General features: G+C 40.1%; 22 protein-coding genes and 1 tRNA gene. 13 read left to right on the top strand and 10 right to left on the bottom strand.

What is annotated here, in order from left to right:
• Positions 1–469: 469 nt before the first annotated feature.
• Positions 470–784 (bottom strand): DUF3139 domain-containing protein, encoded by a 315-nt coding sequence (locus K1558_RS31525; protein ID WP_238655925.1) that lies wholly within the window; start codon positions 782–784, stop codon positions 470–472.
• Between the two features lie 154 nt (positions 785–938).
• Positions 939–1,628, bottom strand: coding sequence for a peptidoglycan amidohydrolase family protein (locus K1558_RS31520; RefSeq protein ID WP_238655924.1), 690 nt, complete (start codon positions 1,626–1,628; stop codon positions 939–941).
• 885 nt (positions 1,629–2,513) lie between these two features.
• Between K1558_RS31520 and K1558_RS31515 the strand changes: the two genes are divergently transcribed.
• The 4 genes from K1558_RS31515 to K1558_RS31500 all read left to right on the top strand — a co-directional run bounded on the left by K1558_RS31515 (position 2,514) and on the right by K1558_RS31500 (position 4,300).
• A complete protein-coding gene (locus K1558_RS31515) occupies positions 2,514–2,861 on the top strand; it encodes a hypothetical protein (protein ID WP_238655923.1) in 348 nt (115 codons plus the stop codon).
• Between the two features lie 9 nt (positions 2,862–2,870).
• Positions 2,871–3,248, top strand: a complete 378-nt coding sequence (locus K1558_RS31510) for an Imm8 family immunity protein (protein WP_238655922.1) — start codon at positions 2,871–2,873, stop codon at positions 3,246–3,248.
• A gap of 28 nt (positions 3,249–3,276) precedes the next feature.
• Positions 3,277–3,819: a hypothetical protein gene (locus K1558_RS31505; RefSeq protein WP_238655921.1), complete on the top strand. Its 543-nt coding sequence runs from the start codon at positions 3,277–3,279 to the stop codon at positions 3,817–3,819.
• A 97-nt stretch (positions 3,820–3,916) separates the two neighbouring features.
• Entirely contained in the window at positions 3,917–4,300 is a 384-nt protein-coding gene (locus K1558_RS31500; RefSeq protein WP_238655920.1) for a VOC family protein, read from the top strand.
• 6 nt (positions 4,301–4,306) lie between these two features.
• Here K1558_RS31500 and K1558_RS31495 read toward each other — a convergent pair whose 3' ends face one another.
• Genes K1558_RS31495 through K1558_RS31475 form a run of 5 tightly spaced genes read right to left on the bottom strand, consistent with a single transcriptional unit; the run spans position 4,307 to position 9,173 of the window.
• Positions 4,307–6,718, bottom strand: a complete 2,412-nt coding sequence (locus tag K1558_RS31495; protein WP_238655919.1) for an FtsX-like permease family protein — start codon at positions 6,716–6,718, stop codon at positions 4,307–4,309.
• Positions 6,719–6,721: 3 nt separating this feature from the next.
• Complete coding sequence (locus K1558_RS31490; RefSeq protein WP_238655918.1) at positions 6,722–7,498, bottom strand: ABC transporter ATP-binding protein; 777 nt, start codon at positions 7,496–7,498, stop codon at positions 6,722–6,724.
• Between the two features lie 37 nt (positions 7,499–7,535).
• Positions 7,536–8,309 carry a DUF4097 family beta strand repeat-containing protein gene (locus tag K1558_RS31485; RefSeq protein WP_238655917.1) on the bottom strand — a complete coding sequence of 258 codons (774 nt, stop codon included), beginning with the start codon at positions 8,307–8,309 and terminating at the stop codon, positions 7,536–7,538.
• Positions 8,299–8,859 carry an HAAS signaling domain-containing protein gene (locus K1558_RS31480; RefSeq protein WP_238655916.1) on the bottom strand — a complete coding sequence of 187 codons (561 nt, stop codon included), beginning with the start codon at positions 8,857–8,859 and terminating at the stop codon, positions 8,299–8,301. Before K1558_RS31480 ends, K1558_RS31485 begins: the two co-directional genes overlap by 11 nt.
• Positions 8,856–9,173 (bottom strand): PadR family transcriptional regulator, encoded by a 318-nt coding sequence (locus K1558_RS31475; RefSeq protein WP_036724153.1) that lies wholly within the window; start codon positions 9,171–9,173, stop codon positions 8,856–8,858. The genes K1558_RS31480 and K1558_RS31475 overlap by 4 nt, the downstream gene beginning before the upstream one ends.
• Before the next feature lie 435 nt (positions 9,174–9,608).
• Here K1558_RS31475 and K1558_RS31470 point away from each other — a divergent pair, with 435 nt between their 5' ends.
• The 5 genes from K1558_RS31470 to K1558_RS31450 are packed head-to-tail and all read left to right on the top strand — an operon-like array spanning position 9,609 to position 15,782.
• Positions 9,609–9,863 (top strand): acyl carrier protein, encoded by a 255-nt coding sequence (locus K1558_RS31470; RefSeq protein ID WP_238655915.1) that lies wholly within the window; start codon positions 9,609–9,611, stop codon positions 9,861–9,863.
• Positions 9,856–11,274, top strand: coding sequence for a radical SAM/SPASM domain-containing protein (locus K1558_RS31465; protein ID WP_238655914.1), 1,419 nt, complete (start codon positions 9,856–9,858; stop codon positions 11,272–11,274). The genes K1558_RS31470 and K1558_RS31465 overlap by 8 nt, the downstream gene beginning before the upstream one ends.
• Before the next feature lie 11 nt (positions 11,275–11,285).
• Positions 11,286–12,539: a radical SAM protein gene (locus tag K1558_RS31460; protein WP_238655913.1), complete on the top strand. Its 1,254-nt coding sequence runs from the start codon at positions 11,286–11,288 to the stop codon at positions 12,537–12,539.
• A 17-nt stretch (positions 12,540–12,556) separates the two neighbouring features.
• A complete protein-coding gene (locus K1558_RS31455) occupies positions 12,557–14,188 on the top strand; it encodes an ATP-binding cassette domain-containing protein (protein WP_238655912.1) in 1,632 nt (543 codons plus the stop codon).
• Complete coding sequence (locus K1558_RS31450) at positions 14,181–15,782, top strand: ATP-binding cassette domain-containing protein (protein ID WP_238655911.1); 1,602 nt, start codon at positions 14,181–14,183, stop codon at positions 15,780–15,782. The genes K1558_RS31455 and K1558_RS31450 overlap by 8 nt, the downstream gene beginning before the upstream one ends.
• Positions 15,783–15,894: 112 nt before the next feature.
• Here K1558_RS31450 and K1558_RS31445 read toward each other — a convergent pair whose 3' ends face one another.
• A complete protein-coding gene (locus K1558_RS31445; protein ID WP_238655910.1) occupies positions 15,895–17,490 on the bottom strand; it encodes a hypothetical protein in 1,596 nt (531 codons plus the stop codon).
• Between the two features lie 256 nt (positions 17,491–17,746).
• On the opposite strand from K1558_RS31445, the gene K1558_RS31440 reads away from it, so the two are divergent.
• Positions 17,747–18,661: an AraC family transcriptional regulator gene (locus tag K1558_RS31440; protein ID WP_238655909.1), complete on the top strand. Its 915-nt coding sequence runs from the start codon at positions 17,747–17,749 to the stop codon at positions 18,659–18,661.
• Between the two features lie 115 nt (positions 18,662–18,776).
• Positions 18,777–19,892 carry an aldo/keto reductase gene (locus K1558_RS31435; protein WP_238655908.1) on the top strand — a complete coding sequence of 372 codons (1,116 nt, stop codon included), beginning with the start codon at positions 18,777–18,779 and terminating at the stop codon, positions 19,890–19,892.
• Between the two features lie 363 nt (positions 19,893–20,255).
• Here the strand turns inward: K1558_RS31435 and K1558_RS31430 are convergent, their stop codons facing one another.
• Positions 20,256–22,598: a hypothetical protein gene (locus K1558_RS31430; RefSeq protein WP_238655907.1), complete on the bottom strand. Its 2,343-nt coding sequence runs from the start codon at positions 22,596–22,598 to the stop codon at positions 20,256–20,258.
• Between the two features lie 992 nt (positions 22,599–23,590).
• On the opposite strand from K1558_RS31430, the gene K1558_RS31425 reads away from it, so the two are divergent.
• The gene (locus K1558_RS31425; RefSeq protein ID WP_238655906.1) at positions 23,591–24,181 is read left to right on the top strand and encodes an SLATT domain-containing protein; all 591 of its coding nucleotides are present in this window, start codon (positions 23,591–23,593) and stop codon (positions 24,179–24,181) included.
• Between the two features lie 12 nt (positions 24,182–24,193).
• A complete protein-coding gene (locus K1558_RS31420) occupies positions 24,194–25,546 on the top strand; it encodes a reverse transcriptase domain-containing protein (RefSeq protein ID WP_238655905.1) in 1,353 nt (450 codons plus the stop codon).
• Positions 25,547–25,898: 352 nt separating this feature from the next.
• Here the strand turns inward: K1558_RS31420 and K1558_RS31415 are convergent.
• Positions 25,899–25,983, bottom strand: a tRNA-Leu gene (locus K1558_RS31415).
• Positions 25,984–26,018 lie beyond the last annotated feature (35 nt).

Below are 26,018 nucleotides of genomic sequence, written 5' to 3'. Positions count from 1 at the left end.
ATGTGCAAGCATCCTAGCTACAAAGGTGGCTTGGTCCCTCCTTTGGTTGGACTTGCACCAACTAGATAATGCGTGCCTCTGGGCACGCCTACCGCAAAAAGAGCCACTTTTCAGTGACTCTTAATTTGATGAATGTTCATTTCCCCTCAAATTCAGACCAGACTCTAGCGAAAGTAGAAATACTATTGAAAATGGTGGCGGAATCAAGGAAAGGTTGTTCTCCATCATAGTATTGGAAATCCCGGTAGTCTTAAAAGAAAGCGAAATAGCAGCTATATAATGCAAAGACTCCCGGATGATATAAGCTCCAATTCCAAACCCTAACAGAAAAATCCCTATCCCTTTTTTACTCCAAGTCATTCCCTCCACCTTTATACATACAGTTTACTCTCCAGCGCCTTCTCCCAGATGAGTTGATAGTCACAATCTATCAAATTTGGAGTTAGATCTCCACAATAACTTCTCATGTTTATTGATTATCTACTTTTAGTCGCTGTGGTTGTTTGGGGTCTAATTGTTTCCAATCAGATGCATCTCTGTCTGTGAAAATGTATTCGGTGTCAGGATCATCAGAAAATATCACATATACAGGAAATTTAGGCATAGATCCAAACTTCGCCTTAATACTCACTATATCTTCTTCAGAGTATCCTTGCACGTTAATTAAATAGCTTTTAAGGCTTTTTTCAAGTGAATTATATTTAAACTGAAGTGCTGAATATCCCCCGATAATTAGAATTACAATGATTAATGTCGAATAAATGATTAATTTTCTAATTTTCAAAGCACCTCCTATTTGAATTTATTAAAGCAAATGAAATTAAACTTATTATAACATTATTACTATATATTTCACAAAAACAAATTAAAAACATTATAACCCCCTGCTCTTAAACAGGGGGAGTCTCGTCAGTATAAATACTCTAATCCGTAATCAATTAAACTGCTTTAAATGAAGTCATGTAAATTACAAAGGGTGAATTTATTACCATAGAAGGAGTAACAAATCCTACAAGATCTGGGGTATTATTAACGTTAGTCAAATCTATTCCCTCACCATAATAAAATGCTTGCCATACAAACTTAGAGCAATAGTTCGGTGAAAGAGTTCCAAGTTTTGAAAAAGGGTTAATGAAATACTCCTTAACATATATAAAATTCCAAGTTGCCCATTTAGCAGCACTCACACCCATACCATTTGTAGGACGATAGACTCTTATAGTTTCACCAGCACCATGTCTATTCATATAGCCTGTCATGTTATCTATCGTTCCTCCATTAACAGGATATGTAACATGAACAACTTTAAAATCCGAATTTACAATTCCTGTATGTCCAACTATTTGCGAACTGGAACCCAATGTTTTTGTGGAATAAAGAATATCTCCAATTCTCATTTGTACGTTGGTACCAGGATAAGTAGGACCGATTTCTGCAAATGGTTGAACTAACCCTTCTTCACCATAAGTTTCAGTTATTACAGTTGCCTGGTTTGTCTGGTCTGTTATTATACTATCTTGAATATCAAACATACTTGCACTTGCCTCAGTCACTCCAACTCGCATAAACCCTAATATTGCAAAAATAAATGATAGAACAAATACACTTTTCAATACATAATTTTTCATTTCTTTCCTCCTAATGGTTTATGATACCAATTATTATAAAAAGAAGGGCTTAAAACAATGGGCCCACGGGCCTATTTTTCTTTAATTATCCAATTATAAAAATTTATTCAATATTTCTGTTTTAAACTTCAGTTAAGACTTAATTCCTCATCTTAACATAAGTATCTAAACTAATATTCTCTAAGTTCACATAATCAATAGGTGAATTTTACCTTATTTTGAAAGAATATCACTTAAAAATCACAATATTTAGAGGGAACTATGAATAGTAAAAATGGGGGGACTACTTGTGGTGGTCTTATTAGTTGGTAGCAGCATTAACGGAAACATTATGTATGATGCGAAAAAGGAACCTGATCGTTAAGACCTGCTCCATATTGCATAGGAATACACCAATCTAATGGAATCTATCATTGATGGAGTATTGCTGTAAAAGTGTACATTTTATCATCCCTTTATCTATGCTATGTTATTTTTTTACCTACGAATTTTCACTTCGATTCCTCTATTTTCTCCAATCTATTTCCCTGAAGAATATTAGATTTAAAAACTACTAAATAATGAGATGTTTTATTCAATTCGCTAGTGTCAAATTTAGAGGGGACTTTTATATTTGTCATTTCTCCCCATTTCATGGTTACAGTAATGTTTTGTTTATCTATCTCTGCAATTTGAACAATAGCAGCAGTACTTTTCATACTACGAATAAAGATAATGAATACTAAAATGAAAAGTATCGATAACATGAATTTTATGTTTTTTTGACATTACACTCTCCTTTTACTTGTTGCCCACACTATATACTAATGTTTATTTAATCCTATAGTAAATATTACCACATTCTGATAGAATGATTTTGGTTAATTACATATATTTAGGGGAGCTATGAATAGTAAAAAATGGTGGGTACTACTTGTGCTGGTCTTATTGATTGGTGGCAGCATTGGCGGAAAAATTCTGTATGATGCGAAAAAGGAACGTGATCGTCAAGACCTGCTCCATATTGGAGATCGGTTAGAGAAGTCGTTGTCTGACTACGAAGATACAGTTAAGCAAATAAACGAGGATAAGGATTTAGCAGAGGAATACACCAACCTAATGGAATCTATCATTGATGAGGATTTTGCAGCAAGCGAGTTAGACGATATGATAGCTAAGGCCTGCAAGATGGAGAGCGAATTAATGGATATCTACCCTACCGTCTATACAGAGCCAAGTTCAGTTTGTGATTGAGAGGTGTTTATGATGGCAGTGACACCAGAACTAAAGGATGTTCATGTTTTTGCTGAAGGAGATGTGAACGGAGATTTTTGCGTATCCTTAGTTTTAGACATTGGTCCTGCAGACGTCTATGGTGCTGATCAATTCTATGCTACAGTTGGGACGGCTCAAGGAATTGCGGATTTTCTTAGTACCAAACCATTTATAATTTGTCGAGGTTTTGTGGTAGTTCCTGAATTTAACTTAAAAGCCATTAAAGATTGTATTCAAGTTAGAATTTCGGAATGTGCTAAGGATGACTGGGAACAAACTGCATTGTCAATTAACAGGCTTTTTCCGTGGGAATATGATGAAATGAAGGATTATAAATATTTTTCGCAAAAGACTATTTTTTTCTGATTATTATCAGAATAAGGGGCTATTCATAATGATGTTATTTATTTGGGGATTTATTGTAGTGCTCATTATCGGTATTGTTTTTGCAGCAAAAAAAGGAATTAAACAAGGAAATGAGCTAAAAGAACAAACCAAAAGCATGGGAGCGTTACAGGGGGTATTCGCATCACATGTGGAGGGACTTGGCATTGGAAGTGTCGAGTGCAAAATTTTTAGATTTTCTGATCGTGTGCTTATTGATTCAAGCAGACAAAGATTTGAAATATATCTGACGCAATTCAGAGCCGCTGAAGTTAAAAGTATGCAAGAATTGATCGATAAAAGCAAAAGCGTTGTGGGACGTGCAATGATTGGAACATTACTTGTACCTGGGTTAGGAACAATTGTCGGTGGAATGTCCGGAATAGGAAATAAAAAGAAAACTAATCACTATATGATATTTAACTTTATAGATACTCATGGTGAGTTGTCAGCTGTAACTTTTCAAGATACTTTTGCATTTGGTATGAAGGACTTCTGCCAAGGCTTAAATCATTCTCTGCCGAATGACGAGGCCAGTGTCGTAAGACTTTAACCAATAGCCCGCCGCCCCGTTAAGGTCGACGGGCTTTTCTTGTTTTCCCATCCTCATGTTAAAATAAATTAGATAACTAACAAGGAGGTTCATTTCATTGATACATCATATCGAAATTAACGTTTCCAACCTTAGACGTTCGGCGGAGTTCTGGGGATGGTTTCTGTCAGAGCTTGGTTACACGCAATATCAGCAATGGGAAGAAGGGAACAGTTGGAAATCAGGGAACGCCTACCTGGTCCTCGTTCAAACCAAAGAAAAATACGTGGATGTCTCTTACCATCGCTCTCAGATTGGATTGAATCATCTGGCATTCCATGCAAATTCAAGAGAGCAAGTAGATGAACTGACTACAATGGTGCGAGATAAGGGTATGCATATTCTTTACGAGGATAGGCATCCTTTTGCAGGCGGGGACCATTATTATGCTCTATTTTTTGAAGACCCCGATCGAATTAAAGTAGAGGTCGTCGCTCCCTAACCCCCATCAATCCACCACCAATACCCTGGGTGACGCACTCTGTATAGACTTGGATGCTGCCCAGCAACCCAATCCTGCGGCAATGACACTCAGGGGAATCATCGCAGTGATCCCTCCCCCGTTCATAATCAGCGGAACTTTAACAATCCCGTAATCCGACAGGATCACGTTAAGCAGCGGAGGCAGACCTAATAAACCTAGAGGAATTCCTACCAGGGCACCGATCCCTGATACGACCAGGATTCCGGTGGTTTCCGATAGACGGATCTGGCGGGAGGTCATGCCGATGGATTTGTAGATGCCGTAGGTGCGGCTCTCTTTCTTCATGTTAATCCGGCAGATGCTGTAGATGATCACGAACGTAATGACGATGAACAACAGCGCCATAACGGACACTGGCAGCACGATGATTTTGACCGCCTGGGAGAATACCTCATCCACCAGCGATGCCTGACTGGCGATCCCGAGTACACTGCCGTACCGCTCTTGCAACTCCTTCACGAATGAATCGGTTGAAGTGCCCTCATTCAGATTCATGAAAGTGGTGTTCATCGTACTCCCATAATCCGGATTACTCGTTCTGATAACGTCAGCGGTAATGCGCCCCGTGTTGGACATGTTCGCGATCGCCTGGTAGATTCCGGTGACGGTCAGCGTATGCTTAGTCCCTTCAATATATATGTCCATAGTATCCCCTGCTTGGATGCCCAGCGTTCTGGCGACATTCACACCCACCGAGATTTCATTGGCAGACACCGGGTTACGGCCGTCCACATTCTCATAGCCTATCTCATCATAGTTCCCGTCCGCCACCGTCAGCAAGATCCCCATCGTATCCTGTTTCACAGCAGCCCCATCCTTCTTAGGAACCGGCACCACCGCATTGGCATCCCCGTACCGCGAGTAATTCATCACCCTTGGGTCAGAGAGGACTTCTTCTTGCAGCTGTGCAAAAGTCATTTGGGCCGGATTATCGATTCTTATGGACAGATCCGCCGAATCATACCCCCACTTGGCAATGGTGCCATGGATGGAAGCAATGCTGTATACGAACAGGAATCCGAAGACAAGCACAGCGGTGGACAACGCCGAGATCAGCACAATTAGCAGCGAGCCCCGGATATTCTTGGTGACGCTTCTTAGCCCGATAATCATCGAGGTGGGAAGAGCGCCCAGCTGCAGGAGCTTTCTTTTCCATGTTCCCTTACCCCCGGATTGGCGGGAGTACTCCTTCTCGGACATGCCATAACGAACGGCTTGGGCCGGCTCCACATGACGCGCCTTATTCGCAAATAGCAGGGCCGAGAGCAGAATAACCGCAACAACAGCCGCACCAGTCCACAGGCCTGTACCTGAGAATAAATCGCTCATCCCGGATGTTCCTGTATTGAGATAAGCCATGGAACTGGCAACAATGGTACCGGAGAGAAGATTGCTAACTATGATCCCCGGAATAACCGATATGAGTGCCAGGAAGGTATATTGGGCAACATAGGCCATAATGACTTTGCGGGAAGATAATCCGACAGATTTGATGATCCCGATTGTCCGGTAGTTAGAGAGGATGGCATCGGCAATTGTGAATCCCAAGGTGTACAAGGCCACACAGACCATGACGACAGCCAGAAAAATCATCACGAAGCTGATCACCTGATTCGCTATCATATAATAGGAAGACAAGCTCTCGAAGTCTTTGACAGACTCCAGATAAGGGGTTCCGAGAGACTGCTCGAATCTATCCCAGTAGGCCCTATGTTGGCTGTAATCCTCGAACCTTAGTCCGGTCATATACTTATCGCCGCCAGGCAGCAGGGCCATATGCTTGTTATAATCCTCAGGATTCAGCCAGATTCTCCCGCTCGTCGCAAAAGGCGAACAGTAAGAGATATCCACAACGATGCCCGCAACCTTTAGCTGGATGCCCCCTTCATCCGTTTTGAATTCAACCGAATCGCCCACATGAATATCATTGGGATACGCCAGCGAGGTGGGAATCCAGACAGTTCCTGCTTCCGGTGAGCTCTGCTCTGCTCCTTCCACGAACTGCAGCCGGTCCACGGGAAAAGGCCCTTCGGGCGTATCCATCATGAACAAGTCCACATTCGGGATCTCTTCTCCAGCATGCGACATGCTGGACAGATAGCGGTAGCGCATCAGATCGGAGACCGTTACCCCTGACTGCTCCTTCCACCATGTATGTACCTGAACCGGATCATGGATGCCATTCTCCAGCTGCAATATTTGATGCGCGCCACGGGACTGGTCATGAACACTCTCATACATCCGGTTGGTGTTGTTCAGAACGGACACGGCGGTTGAGAGGAGCAGAGCTGCCAGCATGATGATAATTGCAATGAAGCTGTTTTGCACTTTTTTATGCTTCAGGTTCGTCCAGCATAGCTTCCATACCGCATACATCCGCTACCTCCCCTCCCCTGACATGAACATGAAAATTTGGTTTTCTCTCGCTTTCAGCTGATCCGGTGAAAATTTTCCCATTTCCAGAATTCCATCGATGGTGCCGTCTTTGACCAGGATGAGCCGGTCCGCTCTGCACGCAGCCTGGATATCATGCGTTACCATAACGATCGATTGATGATTCTGATTCATCTCCGTCAACAGATCCAGAATCACAGCGCCCTGCTCCTGGCTTAATGCCCCTGTAGGCTCATCCGCAAAGATCACCTCCGGCGAATTAATGAGCGCTCTGGCGATCGCCGCTCTCTGCTGCTGTCCTCCAGATACCTGGGATGGCAGGCGTCCGGCTTGAGCTCCGATCCCCATCTGGTGCAGCAGGCTTAATGCCTGCCCGTTCACCTCGCTTGCGCTGCGGCCAGCCACGTACCCCGGGAAAGCCACATTCTCCAGCAAGGTGAAATCGGGAACGAGATTGATCGATTGATACACATAGCCGATTTTGGTGGACCGGAAATCCGTAAGCTCCTTCTCTGTGTATGTATCGATCCGCTGTCCCTTGAACATCACTTCACCGGAGGTGATCCCGTCCAGACCGCTGAGGAGATAGAGCAGCGTAGATTTCCCCGAGCCCGAGCTGCCCATAATCACTGTAAAGTCACCTTGGTATACTTCGAGATTAATGCTTTTGGCGGCGGGAAATTGCTCATTGCCTGAGGAGTACACTTTGCATAGATCAACAGTCTGGATTAAGACTTCCTTGCCGGGAATCTGTGTTATCATATAAGGCCGCCTCCTAGAATCAATCGTATTCCTCTTCCTAATCTGCGCTTGATTGCTGTTCGATCTTAAGATCGCCGGTGTCCGAGATCAGCTCGACAAGTGGCCCGCCCTCACCGATAGAACCATCCTGATAATCCGGCAGCGTGACCTGAACCGTTCCAGAATCGGCAGAGAATTCGGTACGGAGTGCCTCAGGTGCTTCTGCTGTCCGAATGGTAATATCTCCACTATCCGAGACGGCATGGATATCCTGACTAATGCGCTCCAGCGAGGCGGTGATTTTACCCGTATCGGTCTCCGCATGGATGATCCCCTCTGCGATATCCAGCTGGATCGCCCCCGAGTCGCTTACCACCCGGTATTCCTTCGCCAGGACGGGGCCGACATCTATTGTTCCAGAGTCCGTTACCACCTCAAGCTGGTCTAGCCGGGTCTCAGGAATCCCAACCGTGAGCTTAAGCTCCGTATAGATGTCAAAAAAGCGGTACCGGTTGTCCTGAACAACCTTTATCCTTATCTGCCCCTGATCCTGAGTGATGTCCAGCTTGTAATCCTTCATTAATGCCTTGGTCGTCTTCCCGCCTAAGGTGGTCTTGATCTCATCTCCCTGAATGGGAACCACATCAATCGTTCCAATATCGTTATGAAGAAGAACACTGGTGGTCTGGTCCATCCGGACAGACTGTTCAACCGATAGCTCATGCACATTGAAGGGTGAATTGCCTAACAGATACAGCACTACATTGCCAATGACTCCGGCAGCAATCAGGAGCAGGGCAAGTCTGGTTACGTTCCGGGATCTATTTTTCAAAAGAAACCACATCCTTCTTAATAACTGTCAGATTATACTTCAGGTACCGGATCACAAGATGGTAATACAGCCGGGTGAGCTTCAATGTTCCAAGGGCTACTAGCAGTCCCACGCCGACCAGGCCCAGCATCAGGAAGATGCTATTGATAGACAGCGCCACCGACTGATACTGAAGCATTAACAGAACCGGAGAAATAAGCAGGCAAATAGCTAAGACGAATACTGCGGCAATCACAGTTAATGAGGTGACAAAAGGCAGCAGAACGATAACCAAGTTGAACAATCCTAAGCTCACGGTGGCCATAACCGCTCTCGTCACGCTTAAGAGGGTTGGGGATTTGTCCGCTCGCTCAATCTGCGACTGGGTCAGTAGTTCACGGGCAATCACCCGGGGATGACCCAGCTTGGAGATCACCTCTGCTTCAGACCGCCCGCTTAACCGGGCAAACTCGAAATGCTCCTTGAACTCCCCCATAAGCTCAGCACATTCCTCAGGAGGAAGCAGCTTCAGATACCGTGCCAATTCATTCAGATAGGCCTCTTTATTCAATCCGATCCCCCCTTAATAATCTCCTGCACCCCTATGGCAAAAGCATTCCATTCTTCAATCATGTCGTGCATGACTCTCCTTCCCTCATCGGTAATCTTATAGTACTTCCGGGGCGGCCCCTCCTCCGATTCGGATAAATAGGTCGAGAATAACCCGTCCGCCGCCAGCCTTCTTAACAATGGATAGATCGTGCCCTCCGCAATGGCAAATTTCTGCGAGATCTGCTCCACCAGCTCATACCCGTACCGGTCCTTCTGTGAGGTCAACACCAGCACACAAAGCTCCAGCACACCCTTCTTGAACTGAACATTCAATCCTAATCACCACGCTTTATTTAGTACTGTGCAATAAACAGTAGTTACTAATACAAAGATTACCATCGACTACTGTTTAATGCAAGGTAGTTGTAAAATCGAATTTACTCCCGGTCATCTTTTAGAGCTAGTGGGCGATGGCCATGTTTTGTATTCTACAATAAAATGAGCCATAAAAAAACATGCTAAAAGCTATATTTTTAGTATAATTTGACAGGTTTTTTTTTACTTTTTTATCAGCTATGATGTTCTCATATATCAAGCTAGGAGGTGAAACAAATGAATCTATCAGATTTGGTAGCACAACTCAACAGCAGCGTAGCTGTCCCGTTAGGTGGCTGCGGAACAAAAAAAACAAGCTCAGCTAATACAGGATGTTGCTAAAAACGAGGGGACGAAAGCTAAACTTTCGTCCTTTTTTATAAGGAGGCTCTTATGAATAATCATAACCCGAAAGATGATGTTGAGAACATGCTTTATGAAATGATAACAACTCTATGCGGCAAACCTAAGGACGTACATAATAATTCGGGTTTAGTAAATGATCTAGCTTTATCTTCATTGGAAATTGTTCAATTAATAGTGATGATAGAGGAGAAATTTAATGTGGAAATTGATATGAATGTTGAATTTAAAGTTATCCAAGACATTATTGATTATATCAATAAGGAAGTTGGTTCTAATGTTTAGTATTGACTCAAAATCCTACCACGTATTTAAAGACAACGATAAGTACTTCTTATTTGATATTTATAAGATGATATTTTGTGAAACTAATTCTTCAATTTATAATGCATTAACTTCTAATGACCTTAGCTTATTAGGTGACGAGGAATTAGTGCTCCTACAATCACTATCTGATAATAATGTTTTTTTTAATACCTCTATCCCCCATCAGCACGAAAATACTCCTGCAGATAAAGCTTACTTCTCATTAGCACCCGTTCATGGCTGTAATCTAAAGTGTAGATATTGCTTTGCCTCATCAGGTAATAACTATACTAACCAAATACGAATGCATGATGATCATACCTTACGAGATATTTCAAATTTTATTTGCTTTAATTGGATGCCTGAATGTAATGAATTCAGATTGGATTATGTTAGTGGCGGAGAGCCACTTATTAATAAAAAGGCATTTAGAAATTCTGTTATGACTCTAAAACACCAGTTCAAACTAAACAAGCGGGAATTATTTATATGGCTTTGCACAAATGGAACACTATTGGATGAGAGTGACCTTGCTTTTTTCGAATCACAAAATTTACTCTTTGGACTAAGTCTTGATGGTAATAAAGAACAAAATGATCAGCGGTTATACCATGATGATAAAGAGACCTACGACGATGTGATAGAAAACATCAAGATGATATTATCTTCTGATTTCTCAAATAAGAGCAAGGAATTATGGGGCTTGTCAGTTATCACAAAACATAATTCGAATTTAAAGGAAATAATAGATCATCATTATAAACTAGGGTTTAAAACTGTTCAAATGAAACTGGTCAGATTATCTCAACCAGATGATAAAAATGTAGATTTTAATAAATCAGAAATAACTAATTTAAAGGAACATATTGCTCAACTATTTGAATATGTGTTGGCAGAAGCAGTTCAGGATAACCTTCAGCCCTGGTTAACTTTTCTGAATGATAATGATCATTTTGGTAAATTAACCCGCAGAATTATATTAAAAAAGCCTTACGATTATCGTTGCCATGCAGCTCGTTCAAAACTGAGCTTTACCCCGGATAGAAAGATTTACCCTTGTGATAGTTTTATTGGCATGGAGGAATTTTGTATCGGGGATTTGGACAACGGTTTGGATCATTCAAAGCTTTCTAACTTTGAAAATCAGTCAATCTATGAACGGGATTCCTGTAAAGAATGTTGGGCTAGATTTGTCTGTTCAGGTGATTGTTTTCACAACTCCTATTTGTCTACAGGCAATATTTCCGAACCAGATCCTTTCTTTTGCGAAATCGTTCAATATACTGCCATGCATTCCATTGTAACCTTAAATGATCTTTTAAGAAAAAATCCGCAATCATATAACAAGCTTTTTAAATTCCTTAATATCAGAGACAAAGTTAAAAAATAGGAGCAATGAACATGACCATTTATATTAACCCCAATGTTATAGGAATTCACTATTTTGGCGAATGTAGCATTATTGAGTTTCAAGACGAAGAATATATATTAAACCCTGCTAAATCTTTAGTAATGGATATGGTGCTAAATAATAGTGGTATTGAAATTGAAAAATGGAGCCTTCTTGATGCCAATATTGAATACCGGGATGAACTCAGACAGGCCGCTTTATTTTTTATCGAATCCGAATTAGGACAAAAGCTATTTACTACAACGGCCCCGCTGACACAATCCGGTTCAATTTTAAAGATTACTGGAAAAACTCAACATTACTATCCCAAAAAAATAAGTATTGAATTAACCAATAAGTGCAACTTATATTGCTCACATTGCTATAAAGAAGCCAATGATGGAAATGTATCTTCTATGAATAAAGACAAAATCTTTTCCTTTTTGCATAAATATAAAGGTCTAATCCCTGCCATTCATCTTACAGGCGGTGAGCCTTTGGTTGCTCCTTATTTGGAAGAATTAATAGAGGAATTTAAGCATTACTATCAGATAGAGCTGAGCAGTAACGGGACGCTATTGCACACCTTAAAGAAAAGCACATTAGCTAGTACCTCTAATATAAGTTTGACCTTATACGGATTATCTGATGAGCAATACAAACTAAATACTGGCAATGCAAAGGGATTTTCTATGCTGCAAAAGAGTTGTTTGTTATTAAAAGAAATGAATAAATCCTTCAAAATGAATGTCGTTATGAATAAACAAGTTCTTCAAAGAATAGATAGTTATATTGAATGTGCCATAAGTTTAGGGGCAAATGTTTTAAACATTGGAGCGCCGCTTTCTGTAGGAAGGTTAACTCAATCAGCATCCGTTGATGATTGGATGCTAACTGAAACAGAACTAAATAAAGTTTTTAGAACTATACAGAAATCTCAATTACATTACACTGACCAAATAAAAATATTGCCTTGGGAAAGAGACATTTATTACAACGCTAGTGATTACAGAGAAGAAATGCAAAATATTTATTCATCACCCTGTTTAGCATGTGGAGCAGGAAATCGTACTTGGGGACTTTCTGAAACTTTCAATTTTACTCCTTGTATCATTTATAAAGATTTATACAATTTAAATCTTACAAGCTGGGAAGAGTACGTTGAAGGGGGTTTAAAGATAGATTGGAATGAAGTAACGACTACGTATAGGAATAATTGTCAGCAACATTCCACCTGCAATAGAATGATTATATTCCAAAAATGAAAGCGTGTGGTTCCCTGATGACGTTCAACGTTCGGTTTGCAAAACTGGTTTGCGGTTTGACGTTAAGAAATCTTTTGGCTATTCCGTTTGGTTTGCTGACAGCATTCAAGCTGGCCCATATTTTGGAGGCATCGCTTAGAACCGATTTCAGGGCGTTACAAACCGGGAGTCTGGAGCTCCTTACGATAGTCATCGTATATTATACAATAGACTACTTTTTTTATTTACTTTTACAACTCACGGTAGAGCGAAAAAAAAACCAGTTGAAAATGTCCATGATTCACCGTTTCTTGTCACTGGATATGCTACAGATTGAACGAATGGGCGAAGGCAAGATGATTGAACATCTCTCGAATGACCTGAACGAACTGGCAGATTATAAAACTACAGTGCTCCCCGGCTTGATTAGCGCCTCCGTCACTGCTGTTATCTATTCGGGTTATTTCCTGTCAGTCAATCCTTTATTTGCTCTGATCCTTGCCTTCATATCCATACTGCATGTTATTCCGCCAATCGTAATCAGAAAATATATGTATACCCAGTATATGGACACACGAGATATTGAAGCCGAGCTTACCAATCATCTTATATCCGGTTTCAAGGCTTTCCGGATTCTCCAGATCTACTCCGGCCACCATTGGTTTATGCAGCAGCTCAAGAAAATTCATAATGAGTACAACGGAGTCGGCAGTAAGGCTGAAAAAACATTAGCTTCGGAGGAAGTGCTGACGAAGGGTGTGGAACACGCCGTCAAATTTGGCACATACGGCATTGTCGGATACCTGATTTGGATAGATGTAATTACGCTGACTAATGGCCTAGCCCTCCTCATGCTGAGCCCCGGCTTCTATTCAGCCGTTAGCACGTTATGCTCACATTTTTCTCAAAAAGCCGTTTATACCGCTGCAAATGAAAGATTAAGTCTATTTCATAAGATCAACGGTACAGAATCATCCAATTCTTTGCGTATTGCTGCAAAAAGGGAGTCTTCTCCCCCATTGTTACTCGAAGTAATGAAGGCAAAAGCGGAGATAGACTCAGCTGTAGCTAATCAATCATGGCATTTCCAACTAATGGAGCATGATCATCTGCTGATACAAGGAAAAAATGGATCAGGTAAATCCACACTTTTACGGCTGCTGACCAGACATGTCCCGCTAGCTGAAGGTCAGATCTATTTCCGGGGGACGGAGCTGGCGTCAATTCCAGAGGATGAGCTTTTCCTGGAGCTCTCCCTGCTTCCCCAAGCGGATTTGAAGCTATCCATAACTCCTATGCAATTATTCAGCCTTTTATATTCAGCTCATCCTGACATCCTCCAGAGAACCCTTCAACTGTGCAGCACCCTCAATTTAAATGATGACAGATTGAGCAAGCATACCATCAGTGAATTGTCGGGAGGAGAACGCAAAAAAGTCTATCTTGCCGCTGCTTTAATGAAACCCTCGGCTTCACTCCTTCTTCTGGATGAACCGGATAACTCCCTGGATCACAATTCCAAAGCGGCACTGATGAAATGTTTGCAGGATGACAAACGTGCTTTAATCATAGTCAGCCATGATGATCTGTTCCAAGCAAGCTCAAATCTGGCCATCCAGTTAAATAGAGAACCTACAGAAGGACAAGAAAGGGATCGTACTTATGTCTAGATCACCATTGCTGCAGACCGTATACTTTTTGCGTTGGACGATTGTACTGGGTGTTGTGGAGGGGGCATCCATAGGCGCTCTTTCTGTTTTTATCTACCAAACTATCGGGTCTGTCACCAACGACATCCTCTACGGCTCCCGTTCATTCCCTTCGACATCGCTGATAATGCTAGTCTTGGCTTTGCTTACAAGTATCCTGTTAATCCCTTTACTGCAATATGTTAAAAATATCTTGATGTTCCGCAACGCCCTGCAGCATGACCGCTATATCATCAATCAGTTCATTCATAAATCGATACCAGACATACAAAAATTCACTGAAGCTGAGATTCAGTACAGGCTGGAGCAGGACCCTCATGAATACCGGATGGCTATCGTGAGAGTTCTGACGGATCTGCCGGTGGCTCTGATTGTCGGTACTGTTATTTTGACAAAGCTTTTCGAAACCCATATCTGGCTGGCTCTGACTTGCATCTTAGCTGCTGCTACTCCGCTTGCCGCCATTCGTATCACCAAACGGCTCGAAGCTGTGTACAAAATGCAAGTCCGGGATTTTGAGCTGGAACAGCGGAATCTGGAGTTTGACGTCATCAACGGCGCCGGTTATTTTAAATTGTATGGAATAAAAGATCAATGGATTGCCCTTTTCCGGGATTCCTTCACAAACCACATGAACCACTCGCTAAAAAAGAGTATGCGCATCCTGTATGCTATCCGCAATGTAAGCTTCATCTCATCCTCTTGCGGCAATCTGCTTCTTCTGCTGGTTGGAGCCTGGCTTGCAGCACATCAAGAAATCATGGCTGGAGCCATTATGAGTGCTCTGGGATTATCCGCAAGCCTGACTGATGTGTATCAGAAATTAGCTTCCGCTATCAAAAGCCATGCCCTTTACAAGCAGTTCATGCCAAAAATCAGTGAAATTGCCGCTGACTCTGCTGAGTCAGGACAAATCGTGCTATCAGACGACCCGCTGACACTTGAATGCCACGGTTTGCAATTCCGTTATAGTGAATCCGTCGCACTGCTTGACAACATTGATATCACGATTAAGCCAGGAGAAAAGACGGCGATCGTCGGACCTAACGGTACCGGTAAAACGACGCTGCTTCACCTGCTTTCCGGCATGCTGACGCCAGCAGCCGGCAGCATTCTTTTGAATGGAGAAAGTCTATCTGCAATTTCTCCCTCTTCTTATTATCGCCAGATTGCGTATATCGAGCAGGAACCCTTTCTGTTTCCGGTCTCACTATTGGACAATATTCAACTGGCAAATCCGGATGCAGCAGCCGATGAGGTGCTTCACATTATCAAAGAGGCAGGTTTGTTCGAAATCCATGAGCAAGGTACTGAGCCGCAAAGCTGTTCAGGCGGTGAGAAGCAGCGAATTGCTATAGCCCGGGCACTACTGAAAAAGGCTCAGCTGATCTTCATGGATGAGCCGTCTAATCATTTGGATGCCCAGGGTAAAGAGTGGCTTAAAGACATCCTTTCTGCTTCCGATTGTACGATTGTATATGTCTCGCACGATCCGGAGTTTATTACGCTGGCAGATCAGGTGATTCAATTACCGACTACTGGAGCGGCCATCTGAGCTAAGCCGACAGTCATGTGAGACAAATCAAAACACCCCCAAGAGAATGGATCCTTATCGTAAGATAGGGGAAAAATCTTGGAGGTGTTTTTGCATGGGTAACCAGAGTAAGTTAATTACTTATTTGCGCCTCATTTGCTAAGCAATCAATTAATTTAGGGATCCATTCTAACTCCTTAGCTTTCATTGATACTAAATTAGAAATAATTATTTTTATTAGCTTTATGTTATAGGCCAATATATGCTTTAAATATTGCTGTCTTGTAGTATATGCAAGATCCATAAGTGATTTGAATTGCGGAAAGAGCAGCTCAAATATATTTTCACTGATTAGACCCCTCTTTCGCATGTAATTCAGTCTCATTAGCATTAGCTTTTTATGCTCATATATCAGATTCAATGGTCTTATGCCAATTTGATTCGTGACAATATTTTGTATCAGATAATCGTATACATCTACTCCATAAACCATATCCGGATCATAATTACGGCTGGTTACAAGACTTGAAAAAGAATCAGCAGCATGAATATAGTCACTTAATTGTCTCTTCACTGATTCTATGTTAAAGCTGAAGGATCTATATACATGTGGTTTAATTAATAATATATCATGCTCTTTATCTTTTATTAGAGCTTTTTCAAACTCTTCAAATGTCACCTTGCTATTTCCAAAAATATTACCTTGTGTATACCCCACGAGATCGAATGTCTTGTTTTCACTGTCATACCCATAAATCATGCTGGAGTGAATGCGGGGATATTCCCGATATGCATCTCTTTCTGGTATGTAAAATTCATTTAGCCCAATGTCAATATATTGCCCTTCATTTATTGCATTAATTATCAGATCTATAATACAAATATCTAGTTTTTCAATTAACGAATAATTTATTTTTTGAACGTTAAGAAGCGGACAAAAAGAGTAAAAATCATCTTTATGTGGACCCACATTGAAATCAATCGGGATCGAATGCATATTAAAATCCTTGTAACAATATAATTGAATGAAATCTGAGGCGTACCAGTTCATATATGAGTTTTCTTCTGACGAACACATCGCTAATCCCATGTAAAGCTTGTTCTTTGACTTAAAAGATACTTCTTTAAAAAATTTCAAATTATGCGGACTGCGGCCATAGTACAGATTAACACTGTCTTTGACTCGTTCAATTTTCAACCTAATAGGAAAACTGGATTTATCTATATATTCTAGTTTTGGTGCTTCACATTGCGAATCTCTCACTTGAAAACATATCCCATTTACAGAAGGAGTTGCAAAAATAAATACATATTTCGAATCAGAACTGATATCTTCTCTAAACATTAGCCCCGCTTTTGACCAAACACCCGAGTTTTTAATATGGTCGATTGAAATTTCTATACTCGAATCTCCTGTGATCTTCGAATAAATATACCTGAAATCGTCGTTTTTATTCAATGATGAAATATCCCCATTGCTGCACGCTGCACTTGTCCGATTAGAAATAGCTATATTGTTTAACACTTCTATTTCTTCGGAAGAACTGAATTCACTTATTTGTCGCTCAAACCAGACATTCCCTTCCGAAGTAGGATCTAATTTCACATTTGAAAACCACACATTTGCTTCTTCTTCTATTTTATCATCTAAAAGTATTGCTGAAATATTAGCATGGTAGGAATATGTTTTGATCAGATTAGCTAAGTTTATTGGTAATACTTCTTTCATCCCTTATCACTCCTATGCTTATTTCACTTGGAACATTAATCTCTTAACTACATTGTATTTTGTCCCACATTGATTGTGAACCTTGCAAATCATTGTTTTATACCGTACAAATCATTGCTTTATTACGGCGAGAAGCACAAGTTTGCAAATCACCTGATTGGATCTTAGCGTCCTTGCAACATACCCCCTATTGAGCTATCATGATGAAAATTACTTAATACAGTCCTAAAGATAGAGCTTTTACAGGAGGTACCGTATGTTTGACCTTCATCATTATTTGCAAAATGAGCTTGCGGAGCTCACGGATCGGCATACGCCTATAAATGGTCCTCAGTCTACCTTGATTTCGTCCCTTAGCTTCTCCCGCTGTTCCATTCCTTACCATTCAACCGAGACTGAACCTCCCTACAAGCTGAACAACCCTTCCCTCTGTATCGTCGTTCAAGGTCTTAAGGATATTGTCATTGGAAAAGAGCGCTTCAGGTATGGTCCGCCGCACTATCTGGTAGCCTCTATGGATTTGCCGATCATTGCCGAAGTGCTGGAAGCTTCCCCCGAAGTGCCCAACCTAACCTGCAGGATTGAATTTACGCCCGGCCATATTCTGGAGCTGGTAAGCGATGATGCACTCCAGGCGAACGCCAAGGGAAAATCCAGACGCGGGATGAATGTTGGCGAGTTGGATGTCCCGCTGTTAGATGCTGTTGTGAGGCTGGTCCGGCTGCTAGATACACCTGACGATATTCCTGTGCTGGCACCGCTTGTTGCCAAAGAAATTCTATACAAGGTACTGCACGGTGAACACGGTGACTCCTTAAGACAAATGGTAACCGAGGGGAGTCCCAGCGTTCATATCAAGCATGCCATTGAGCACATTCTGAATCATTATCAGGAAGCATTCCGCATTGAGGATCTGGCACACATCGCGAAGATGAGCGTTCCGTCGTTCCATCGGCACTTCAAGGTAATCACCGGCATGAGTCCGATTCAATTTCAAAAACAGCTAAGGCTTCAGGAAGCCCGCCGCCTGTTATTATCCGGTTCAGAGAACGCAGCGGATGCTGCTTTTCAGGTAGGTTATGAGAGTCCGACACAATTCAGCCGGGAGTACTCCAGGATGTTTGGTGCTCCGCCCAAAGAGGATATGAAGCGTTTTAAAAGCAACCCGTGATAGGATTAGGCAACTTTTTGATCGGATCGGAGTACCGGGGGTCTCAGCAATCGCTGTATATTATGAATACCTTCAATAAGGTTCAACAAGAATAAAATTTATTCAGGAGGTATGTATGCAGTATATCAAGCTAGGCCACTCCGGCCTCGAAGTTTCACCGGTCTGTATCGGTTGTATGGGTTTTGGCGATCCCCACAGCGGTTACCCCAGTTGGGCGCTCGGCGAGGAAGGCAGCCGGCTTGTGATCAGACACGCGCTGGAGGCGGGGATCAACTTCTTCGATACCGCTAATCTGTATTCGCACGGAACCAGCGAGGAGAGTCTTGGCAGAGCACTCAAGGATTTCACTACACGGGAGAACGTCGTCATTGCCACCAAGCTGGGGGCTCCCATGCGTTCAGGACCTAATGCATTTGGGCTCTCACGCAAGGCCATTATGACCGAAGTTGACCACAGCTTGCGGCGTCTTGGAACGGATTATATCGACCTGTACCAGATTCATCGGGCTGACCCTTTTACCCCGTGGGAAGAGACACTGGAAGCCCTCCATGATCTCGTCAAAATGGGCAAAGTACGCTACTTGGGCGCCTCCACCATGAGAACTTGGCAGTTCGCCAAGGCCCTGCACCTCCAGAAACAGAACGGTTGGACCCGCTTCATCTCCATGCAACATAACTACAACCTGATCGCCCGCGAGGAAGAGAATGAGATGCTCCCGCTCTGTGCCGACGAAGGGATTCAGACCATGGTCTTCAGTCCGCTGTCGCGTGGGGTCCTGGCCCGGCCTTGGGGTGCACAAACCGCCCGCTCTGAGACCGAAACCGGTGCTGCCCAATACTTCCAGGCAACTGCGGCAGCCGACCAAAAAATTGTCGAGGCCATCGGCCAAGTGGCAGAGGAACGCGGAGTCAGCCGCGCCGAAATCTCACTCGCCTGGCTATACCGCAACCCCGTCGTTGCCGCCCCAATCGTCGGAGCCCTCCAAACCAGTCACATTGACGCTGCCATCCAAGCCCTCTCCATCAAGCTATCCGACGAAGAAGCGGAACGGCTGGAAGCCACCTACACCCCCCGCATCGACGTAAACGTGAGAAATTCCGACCCGAAATCCATTGCCCGCATGGCCGCAACCGTCGGGCATGAGGTTGCGATTCCGGATGGGGGGGAAATGAGTATAGGCCCATGCGGGATTGCATGCCTTTTGGATAATTGGAAAAGAATAGATCGTTAAAGTCTGGCAGTTATCTCTGCTTCAGAGCGTCTGCTTAGCCGTGTAACCCATTCTTGAATCATTTCGTGCATGACTCCCGATTAAGATTAACAAGCGGGGAATAATTCTTCCGAAGCCAGTCTTCTTAATAAAGGGTAGATGGGGTCTCCGTTATGGAAAATTATTGAGACATCTGCTCCGCCAGTTCATATCCGTAATGCTACTTCTGTGAGGTCAAAACAAGAACATATAGCTTCAAAAAATCCTTTTGGAACTGAGCAGGAAACAACGTACAAGAGAACAGGGGCAAATGCCGGGCATATTGAATCAGCTTAAAAAAAGTTTTCCAAACCTTTAGCACTCTTTCGGCTCAAGTTGAACTCTTTACCTGACGTACATTAGATTCTGCAATTCATTAATAATTTCAGCTTCTTGGATTACGGAAACAGCTAAATTTCTACACTCATTTGCTTTGCAAACAAGACTCTCGACATATTCTTTAACAGACTTATTATTATCATTAATAATCCTCTTTAGTCTTATACAAAATGATTTAGCATTAGTTCCTTCTTTAAGATATTTATATTCATTTTCATTAAAATGCAATACCAAGAACTCTACAATACCTTTACCTGCGTAATGATTATCAAATAAATCATTAAACTGCGTCTCAGAGAGTATAAAGAAAGGATTTAATAGAAACACTCTAAAATCATTTACGATAACAAAATGGTCTGATGAAAACGAAAACACTTTACTGAATTGAATTAAATGATCAGAGAAGAATCTTTCATTCAATAATTTAGGCGTTTCAATTATATCTTGTAAGAAGTTAATTCCCCATTCCCCATTATACGAAGATTGAATGCTACTGTAATCAAAATCCTTAAAATCTATTGAGTAATTGAAGTTGTCCGAGAAGATAAATATAAATTTTAAAAGCTTTGCATAGGAGATATATGGCCTTGACAAACACTGCTCTATTACACTGTTATCAATTTCCCTTATATTAACGTGCTGACTTACCCATCGTACTAAATCTTCTTTAATTTTATGACCAATATAACTTTTGTCAATTTTATAGCAAACGAAATCCAAAACTTCCTTATCTGTGATAGACTCTTCAATCCATATTTTACTTATAACACTTCGAAATAATATAACTTCTCTCTTCCATTCCCATGATGGTCCAGTATAAAACAAATGATAAAAGACTATGGATGCCTTATACTTAAAGCCTATTTTTCCAGCCAAAAACTCTAAATACTCTTTATTTTTTTCTGTGCATTCCATGTGAATAATGTAGTTATAAATGATATCGTTTGTTCGTTCATCAATACTGCTTGTATTATCACATACACGGTGTGAACCCCAAAAGCTGGAGTATTGTTTATTTTTAATATCATCCAAATAGTTCTTATACTGATCCAAAATATTGTAGAAATAATTATCGTAGCTTTTAAAAAGTTGTTTTTCGTATTCTTTCAATTCCTCATCCTTGAGTTTACTAGCTTTTTTTATCTTTTTAAAACCTATTCTTTGTGTTACATGTTGATGAATCTCATCAATGTCATCACTAGAAGATATACTCTTCACAATTATAAAAGGTAATTTAAAGTAAATACATTCATCATTTGTCCAACTTTTTGTGTTTGAATAGACACAAACTAGCTTATCCAATAATTCTTCCTCATCTATATGAAGAATAGCTATACCGGTGTAAATCGCATTATCATGTAGTCTGTAAATTACCAACAAATCGTGCAAACTTAGTTCAATGTTACTTTTTTCAATCTTTTTATAGAGTTGGGTAAAAAAATTATGTAAATTAAATGGTCTATATTTTAATTCTCGTTTTCTTCGATTAAATATCTTAAACAATAATCCCCTTCTGCTTTGTTCCAACTTTAATGAGAAGAAAACTTCTTTTATAACATGCATTAACATCTGGTTCTTTTCAGCATTGTCTAGTGATTTTAGTTCTAAAAAAAGCTCATCTAAAAAATAACCATTACTTTCTCTAATAGAGTATTCAAATATCTGTTGATATTTTTCAGTCACTGTTCTTTTAATTTTCCTCTCTAGCCATGAACTACGTCTTTCCTGAATATCATAAAGTATTCGCATAATATTCAAGCTTCTCAAAAAAAGGTAAGCATACAGAACATAAATAATTAATAGGCTTGATTCCCAAAGTGCTTTTGGAAACTTATTGAATATATCAAAATCATATAATAAGTTATGAATTTCCTGACTTAAGCTGGGATAAATAACTACATACAAAAAAAGCACTTTAAAAAGTGTTGAATTAAATATTTTTGACCTCAGATGATTAAAAAAAAGCTCTTTGGTTATACTTCTTCCCCAGTATTTATCGTTTTTATTTTGAAGAGCGTAACCAATAGTAAACTGCAAGAACGCATAAAGAATTCCGTATAAAGTTAAAATACTAATTACTAAAGAATTATAATTATCCTTATTACCAAACTGAATAAGATCATAATTTTGTTGAAAAGCAACAATTAATGCTATCACTACAAGGAGCAAAATATTAATAATTGCATTCTTTAAAATTTTAGTCCTAAAAAAATAATTTTCGACTCTACTAAACAGTAAAAAATTTACTCTTCTAAAAATTGGTTTTATAAAGACACGAAAAATAATAATAACCAAAGATACAAAAAAGAAAATCTTAAGATTTTGCTGCGAAAATTCGATAATTTCCAATTAATTCGCTCCTAACATGAAATTACATATTTGATAGTGTACTCCCTTACCCAGTAAATATCGTACCACATAATCTAACCAGTGTCCTCTGGAGGAGTAGCAGGTAATTACCTTCCTGTTGATCGATCCAAACGGTAGCATCAGCGTTAATGAACCATTAGCGGAAAACAAATAAACGCCGACCCCAACGGAGACTAGTCCATGAGATTGGCGCTTCATACTCCTTATTGTTCTTGCCGTCAGCTTTTTAAGCTGACTTGACTTCCCGTGCTCCACCTTCCAATCTTCGTTAGCAGGCGCGAAATAACGCCGTGTCCCCTCTATATCGCCATGGTCTAGCGTCTTCTCCTGCGCAAAAGCATTCGCGCCATTATAAATATATATGAGTCTGAACGCGTTTCGGAGGTCATACGGACGGATAGTACGCCGAGTTGATCTCTGGTCGCCCCACATATGACGTTCAATACAAACCCCATAAAGCGCTCGAAATATACACCTCACTCCAATCCCTAACTAAATCAAGCAATGCCTATAGAGAGATGATTTTGTTGTTCTACTGTGCCTTTGAATAACTTTGTAAGATACACAATGCCCAAATAAAAGAAGGGTCCCAAAGGCCTCCCCACTCCCCAATTTCTATCCCCCCGACACATATTGTACATTTTCCTGTTTTATACTGTACGTTGTTTCTATCCTGTAAGTCGTTCTAGCCTGTATGTATAGAAAAGACGCATTCGAGTGAGTCCGTCCTTTACTATTATAGCCCGAGGAGGCATACAAAGCGTTTAATTAAAACTCCATCTTCTTTAACATTGACAAATATAGAATAATGTGAGAATTTGTTGATGTAGGAGAGTCTTCTATTCGACACTATATTATTTCACAAAATGATATGTGTACTCTAATCAATTGGCATAATGTTGATTCCTTTGGAATAATGACCTGAACTTACTTGGGACTCTCCTACAATAACTAAGTAATAGAGGGATAAAATGAACTCAGACTTACAAGATGAAATTAAGAATTTCATTAACCACAGGGTATGGATGACTAAAAAAAGCCGCATGGAAGCGGAATCAAGAATGAATAAGAATAATGTTTTCTCCCAGTTCCTTGTAAATTATTATACTTTTATTGTCTTAGCCTTTTCAATATTATCTTTAATAGAAAAAAACTCTGATATAATTGCGATAATGACTGTTATTGCCTCGGTTGGACTTTTTGGGACAACATTATTTTTAACTTCAATGGCATACAGAGAAAAAGCAATACAATACAAAGAATCATATTTAAGCCTGAATGAACTAGAATCTGACTTAAGACATATACTCAGAGAAAACAATGACGATCCTGAAGTGATCACTCAATTTCAGAAACTTGAGAAAAAATATAATGAAATATTGGCAAAGACCGACAATCATAGTGAGGTTGACTTTAATAGAGTCCAATTAAAACACGGAGCAAAACTAAACAAAGACAATTACCTAAATTATTACAGGCATAAAAGTATTACTATCTCCTTTCAAATCATTTTAATTTTATTACCTTTAGCTCTAACGATCTTATATCTGCGCTATAAATAGGAGAGATGCTCTGTGTCTGCTAGTAATGAGTATAATAAATTATTCACTATAAAAGGCTTATCAAACACGTTTGAAACTTATATTAAGTTCAATACTGCCGCAGGCATTGATAAGATCAACTATGATCGCTTCGAATCACAGAAAAACGAATATTTTAATATTATAAAAAACAAAGTTATTTCTGGAAAATATAGATTTACCCCCTATAAAGAAAGACTTATCCTTAAATCTAAGCATTCCTTACCTAGAGTTATTTCTATTCCAACAATTAGAGATAAAATTGTTCTTAAAAATCTACATCTTATATTATCTAAAACTTTTGACGTTCATCAACATTTACCACAAAAATATTTACAAGATCTCAAAGATAATCTTCAAGAATATGATTCATTTCTCAAAATAGACATATCCAATTTTTTTGGCACTCTGAAACATGGAATTTTATTAGATAAATTAAAAACAAAAATTAGAAAAAAGGAAATATTAGAACTTATCCACAAAGCAATAACAACCCCTAATTTTCCTAATACATATGAGCTTATAACTGAGGGAGTCCCTCAGGGATTACCGATTTCTAATATATTAGCCCATATTTATATTGATGACTTGGACAGAAAATTTAAATCCATGGAAGACATTATGTACTTAAGGTATGTAGATGATATTTTAATTTTTTGCCAACAGTCTAGTTTAAATAACATAGAAAGACAAATTAAATATCAACTAGAAGCAATTCATAATCTTAAATTGAACAATGAGAAAACAAAGAAAGGTTATTTAACAGATGGCTTTGATTATCTCGGATATTCAATAGAGTTATTAGGCAATGGACAAATAGGAATGAAAGTTAAAGAATCAGCTAGAAAGAGATTTGAAAACTCTCTTGTTAATCTCTTCACCGAATATAAATATTCAAAAGAAATATCACCAAAACAATTTATTTTTAGGTTGAATAATAAAATAACTGGCTCAATAAGTAGTAAAGTTGATGGAGACGAAACAAGAGAACATAAATACGGATGGCTCTTCTACTACTCACAAATGGATGATATTAAATTTCTATATCACCTTGATTGGTTTATTAAAAAGATGTTTGAAGATTTTGCTTTAGGAAATATAGATCTCTCAGAAATCAAAAGTTTTGTTAAAGCCTTTTATGAAATTAAATACAATGTCAAGGAGAGTGAATACTTCCACAGGCCTGATTCTCTTTCTGACCAAGAAAAAAAGAAACTTCTTATGGAGGTGTTTAATATACATAAGGAAAAACTACTTGATAAAAGCCAACTAAATCGCCAGTACTATAGATGTGTATATAAACCAATTAAAGATTATGAAAGAGACATACAAAAAATCAAATCTTAAAATAATTAGCAAAACAGTCATCTATTTTAATGATGGCTGTTTTTATGAGTTCTAAATATTCATATTAAATATATAAACGATTAATGAAACCTTTCATAATAAATAATATAATCAATATGATATTCTCTTAAAATCAGTCTTTTAGGGTTTGTTCATCTCAGATTACCACAGACACGTATGAACATGTCACAAAAAGGCTAGTCGCAAAACAACGTCACACCTTGATGCCTTCAATCCAAATATTCGTCCCCAATCCGTCCCCCAATCAAAAAAACTCTCACCCTCTATAAATATGGTTCAAGTTATAAAAAAAGAAATCCCTTAGTATCAAGGGATTTCCTGTTCTTTAGTATGCCGAGGACGGGGGTCGAACCCGTACGGTACCAAGTACCGCAGGATTTTAAGTCCTGTGCGTCTGCCTGTTCCGCCACCCCGGCGTGAAATGTGCGTTGTTCACGCAACAAGGAATATA

Source organism: Paenibacillus piscarius (assembly GCF_022234545.1).
In the GTDB taxonomy this organism is placed as follows: Bacteria; Bacillota; Bacilli; order Paenibacillales; family Paenibacillaceae; genus Paenibacillus_AQ; species Paenibacillus_AQ piscarius.
The sequence above is the reverse complement of the archived record's forward strand: the minus strand, read 5'-3'. Positions and strand labels throughout refer to the sequence as shown.